Origin of the sequence: Companilactobacillus paralimentarius DSM 13238 = JCM 10415, assembly GCF_001434985.1 — a bacterium.
In the GTDB taxonomy this organism is placed as follows: domain Bacteria; phylum Bacillota; class Bacilli; order Lactobacillales; family Lactobacillaceae; genus Companilactobacillus; species Companilactobacillus paralimentarius.
Map to the genome: position 1 here is coordinate 1 of NZ_AZES01000151.1, position 3,920 is coordinate 3,920.

The 3,920-nt window shown below is 33.8% G+C and carries 5 protein-coding genes; 2 read left to right on the plus strand and 3 right to left on the minus strand.

Translation table 11 applies throughout. The features are described 5' to 3' along the window. Positions 1 to 77 precede the first annotated feature (77 nt). Together FD33_RS11305 and FD33_RS12720 are read right to left on the minus strand one after the other, a co-directional pair. Positions 78 to 257 carry a hypothetical protein gene (locus FD33_RS11305; RefSeq protein ID WP_025086339.1) on the minus strand — a complete coding sequence of 60 codons (180 nt, stop codon included), beginning with the start codon at positions 255 to 257 and terminating at the stop codon, positions 78 to 80. 63 nt (positions 258 to 320) lie between these two features. After that, positions 321 to 473, minus strand: coding sequence for a DUF6095 family protein (locus FD33_RS12720; RefSeq protein WP_156407848.1), 153 nt, complete (start codon positions 471 to 473; stop codon positions 321 to 323). Between the two features lie 190 nt (positions 474 to 663). On the opposite strand from FD33_RS12720, the gene FD33_RS11310 reads away from it, so the two are divergent. Beyond that, the gene (locus FD33_RS11310; RefSeq protein WP_056955984.1) at positions 664 to 1,773 is read left to right on the plus strand and encodes an SLC13 family permease; all 1,110 of its coding nucleotides are present in this window, start codon (positions 664 to 666) and stop codon (positions 1,771 to 1,773) included. 320 nt (positions 1,774 to 2,093) lie between these two features. Here FD33_RS11310 and FD33_RS11315 read toward each other — a convergent pair whose 3' ends face one another. Then, positions 2,094 to 2,645 carry a ClbS/DfsB family four-helix bundle protein gene (locus FD33_RS11315; RefSeq protein ID WP_051564350.1) on the minus strand — a complete coding sequence of 184 codons (552 nt, stop codon included), beginning with the start codon at positions 2,643 to 2,645 and terminating at the stop codon, positions 2,094 to 2,096. Between the two features lie 240 nt (positions 2,646 to 2,885). Between FD33_RS11315 and FD33_RS11320 the strand changes: the two genes are divergently transcribed. Beyond that, on the plus strand, positions 2,886 to 3,908 hold the full coding sequence (locus FD33_RS11320) for a LacI family DNA-binding transcriptional regulator (RefSeq protein WP_056955985.1): 1,023 nt from the start codon (positions 2,886 to 2,888) through the stop codon (positions 3,906 to 3,908). Positions 3,909 to 3,920: the final 12 nt, after the last annotated feature.

The window sequence follows — 3,920 nt, forward strand, 5'->3', positions numbered from 1 at the left end:
ACAATCCATGATTTTTTAAAACTTATAAAAATGTCTAACTTTTTTATTGCACTTCAGAGATGATTCCTTTTTTGAGCTCATTTTAAGTTTGCATATTTCCACAAACGTCTAACAAATAGCAATGATAGTAAAAACATCAACGATCCAGAGAACATCAAAGATGCTCTACCCAGAATAAATGCTGGATCAACAGTCATTTCAATCACACTAAGCATAATTGAAACTAGAACCAGAAGCGCTGTCTTTTTTAGAATCATGGAAATTACCTCCCCCATTTGATACGACTAGATTATATCAGTCTCATGTCCACTTGGCATTATTTATTTTGGGAAAATAACATGGATGCCGGCAAAGAACAAAATCAGGCCAATAGCAAGGAGTGCATAATAAACTACTTCTTTTTTTGCCTTGAAAGAAACTGCCATAATAGCAATCCCCACAATGAATAGTAAGATTGATAAAATTATTTGCATATATTAACACTCCTTATAATTGATATTTAGTATACTTAGGTTATGATATATTATGCTTTTCATATGAATAATTTTTATACTATTTAACTTTTCAAAAATATTTCGTCGAATTTTACATAATTATCTTTTTTAACTCTACCTTTATCTTTATACTAGATAGGGTACTTCTTTTTTGTAGGGGAAAACATAAATGGCTGTATTAAAACGTGTATTTTCAGATAAGGTGCTATGGATAGCTGGGGCAGCAGCAATTCTAACATCGATCTTTATTAGTCCACCACAATTGATGGATATTAATTGGAAGACACTTGCTTCACTATTATCTATGATGATTATAATCCAGATTTATGACTATTTGGACTTTCTAAAATATTATGCCGCGTATATGACGCACAAAGCGAAAACTACACGTCAAATGATATTCATGTTAGCCTCTTTAGCATTCTTTGGAGCTATGTTCTTAACTAATGATGTTACAATTTTAACCTTAGTTCCTTTATTTTACCAACTATCTAAGCATATTAAAGTAAATCCGATTTTTCCGGTTATCATTATTACTATGGCCGCTAACCTTGGTAGTATGTTTACACCATTTGGTAATACTCATAATTTATTCCTGTTGACGCACTTTAATCTAGGAATCAAACAATTCTTTATCATGTCTACACCGATAACGATTGTCACTTTCCTAGCAATTTTTCTGTCGACTCGTTTCTTCGCTAAAGATCCAATCAAATTAACCGAGTTGCCTGCTGTTGAACTAAACATTCCAAGTTTAACTTTAACGGTCGCTGTCACAGTGATTATTTTTTTGGGAATTTTTTCTGTAATTCCTATGTGGGGTTCTTTGATTGCCGCAATATTATTAGTCATCTTTATCAACCCTCATATTCTTGAATCGGTTGATTACTCAATTGTCTTAATTTTCATGTGTTTCTTCATTGCCGTTGGTAATATTAACCGTGAACCAGCAATTGTTAACAACTTGCATCAATTTTTGCAAACAAGAACAAGCACATATTTAACTTCAATCATTACTAGTCAATTCATTAGTAACGTGCCAACCACAATTTTAGTTTCTAAGTTCTCCAAATTCGTCCATGCTATTTTCTTAGGTACGAATATTGGTGGTCTTGGTACTGTAGTAGGTTCATTGGCTAACTTGTTGGCTTTCAAACAATATCGATTTTTCTTTAAGAACAATCCAGGAAAATACTTATTGTATTTCACAATTATCAACTTTGCTATGTTGATCATTATTGGAACAATTGGTTATTTCCTAATAGATTTCGGATTGTAAAAGTCATTCAAGTGGATGGCTTTTTTTATTATCCTTATTTTTCGTCCTCCACAAGAGTTAGAAATATATTGGAACGCTATGGACACGATTCGATGTCAAAACTATCATGCTTTTCAATTCTCAATAGAGCGAGTCACGTACAAAAGAAATTAGAAGTAAAAAATAACAGAACAGTTCGTCAGTCTAGAACAACAAGCGTTATTAGTCTCAAATATACGTCGATAACGTTCCAATCCAATAGTGCTTGTTATGGTAGATAAGACTTAACAAAAAAGTCCATATCAACTATACAAAAAACTAGTTAATACGGACTTTCCTAATTATGAATTAACGGTACTCTTATCTCTTAAATTAAAGTTCTTCCATTTTCTAACCTGACGACTGTAATTATTAAATGGTGAAACAGCATTGATTCTGATCCACTTAGCAACAGGCCACATTGCTTTAGTTGTAGCCCACTTACGTTCACCTGGTTTGAACAATTCATCATGTGACATTTTGTCGACCCATGAAATAAGTTCATCTACAGTACTGCTTAATTCTTCCTTCTCATTATCTATGCCATCTGAACCATACTTGATATTGAAATCATGATAAAGCTCACGCATTTGATCCCATTTGTATCCAGGAGTTGGAGTAGTAATCTTTTCCCCACCAGCTTCAGCTTTTTCCCATGACAAAATCATATTAATCCATCCGACTTGATATGAGAGCATCTCACGTGGCGTTTTATCCACTTGCTCAATTCTTTCATCGGCAACATCATCTGTTATACCCTCATATTCATCAATGAACTTATGATAACTCTCTTTAATTTGGTCTATTAGTTCTGCGGAATTTTTATATACCTGCATACCTTCGCTACCTTTCATTGATTTTAAAACTCAAACGAAAACATCCCAATTTCTATTATAGGCCTGAAATTGTCACTTTGGGTAAAAAAAGCTCATGATATAGCAAAAAAATGGTGAGAAAGCGTTTTAATTGTGGTATATTAAAAAGTTATACAAAAATTTACTGATTATTTCCATGATTGAAAGCGCTTGACATTTTGAAATTTTCTGTTAAATTAATACATGGAATCGATTCCATTAAACGAAGGATAGATATAAATGGCAACTATTAAAGAAATCGCAAAAAAAGCTGGTGTCGGTGTAGGAACTGTATCTCGTTACCTTAACGATCACCCTTATGTTTCTGAAGATAAACGTAAAAAAATTCAGGCTGCAATTGATGAATTAGACTACACACCTAGTGCTATCGCTACTCAATTACGTTCCCAATCAACCAAAAATATTGGTGTACTTGTTTCAAGATTAGCTAACCCTTTCTTTGCTGAATTATTTGACGCAATTGAAAGAAAACTCAATCTATATGGATACCAAGTTTTGGTTTCACAAACACATGACGATTCGGCTGCCGAACAACGTTTTTTGGATCAGTTAAAGAACCATCAAGTCGATGGTGTCATCCTTGCCTCTGTGGAAAATCATGAGCTGGTTCGTTCTTTTGCCCAAGCTTATCCACAAAAAGTGATTTTATTAAATGAAGAAAACAAATATCGAGATATTCAATCTGTCACTCTTAACCATTATCAGGCTACACTTGATGCTTTAAATTACCTCTTTACTCAGGGACACCGCCATTTTGTCTACGTTACTGGTGGTAACTATACCGTTAAGAGTCATGGATATTCTCGAACTAAAGCTTTTCAAGATTTTACTAAGCAACACCAACTTTCTATCGATCCGGATTGGCTTTTTTCTCAAAAGCACACTGCCACCGATGGACAAGAAATTGCACGTAACCTCATTAAGAATTCCAAGAATACTTTACCAGATGCAATCTTTACTAATTCAGACGAAGTTGCAATCGGTTTAATTGATGAACTACAAAAAAATAATATCTCAGTTCCAAAAGATATTGCTGTTATCGGCTACGATGATCAACCATTTGCTCGTTTTGCAGCCGTTCCCCTAACAACCATTAGACAACCAATCAGTGCTATGGCTAACAAGGCCGTTAATATCTTATTGAAAAATTTAACAGGTCAAGATGTTCCTGAGAATATTACTAATGAAGATTTAAAATTAAAAGGCTGTTCGTCAAATCAAGTTGATGGCGGTTCAAGTTAACAGTTAGACCAT

Excerpts from the sequence above, each read along its gene's own strand:
- FD33_RS11320 (WP_056955985.1), top strand. The coding sequence starts at position 2,886 with ATGGCAACTATTAAAGAAATCGCAAAAAAAGCTGGTGTCGGTGTAGGA.
- FD33_RS11310 (WP_056955984.1), top strand. The coding sequence starts at position 664 with ATGGCTGTATTAAAACGTGTATTTTCAGATAAGGTGCTATGGATAGCT.
- FD33_RS11315 (WP_051564350.1), bottom strand. The coding sequence starts at position 2,645 with ATGAAAGGTAGCGAAGGTATGCAGGTATATAAAAATTCCGCAGAACTA.
- FD33_RS12720 (WP_156407848.1), bottom strand. The coding sequence starts at position 473 with ATGCAAATAATTTTATCAATCTTACTATTCATTGTGGGGATTGCTATT.
- FD33_RS11305 (WP_025086339.1), bottom strand. The coding sequence starts at position 257 with ATGATTCTAAAAAAGACAGCGCTTCTGGTTCTAGTTTCAATTATGCTT.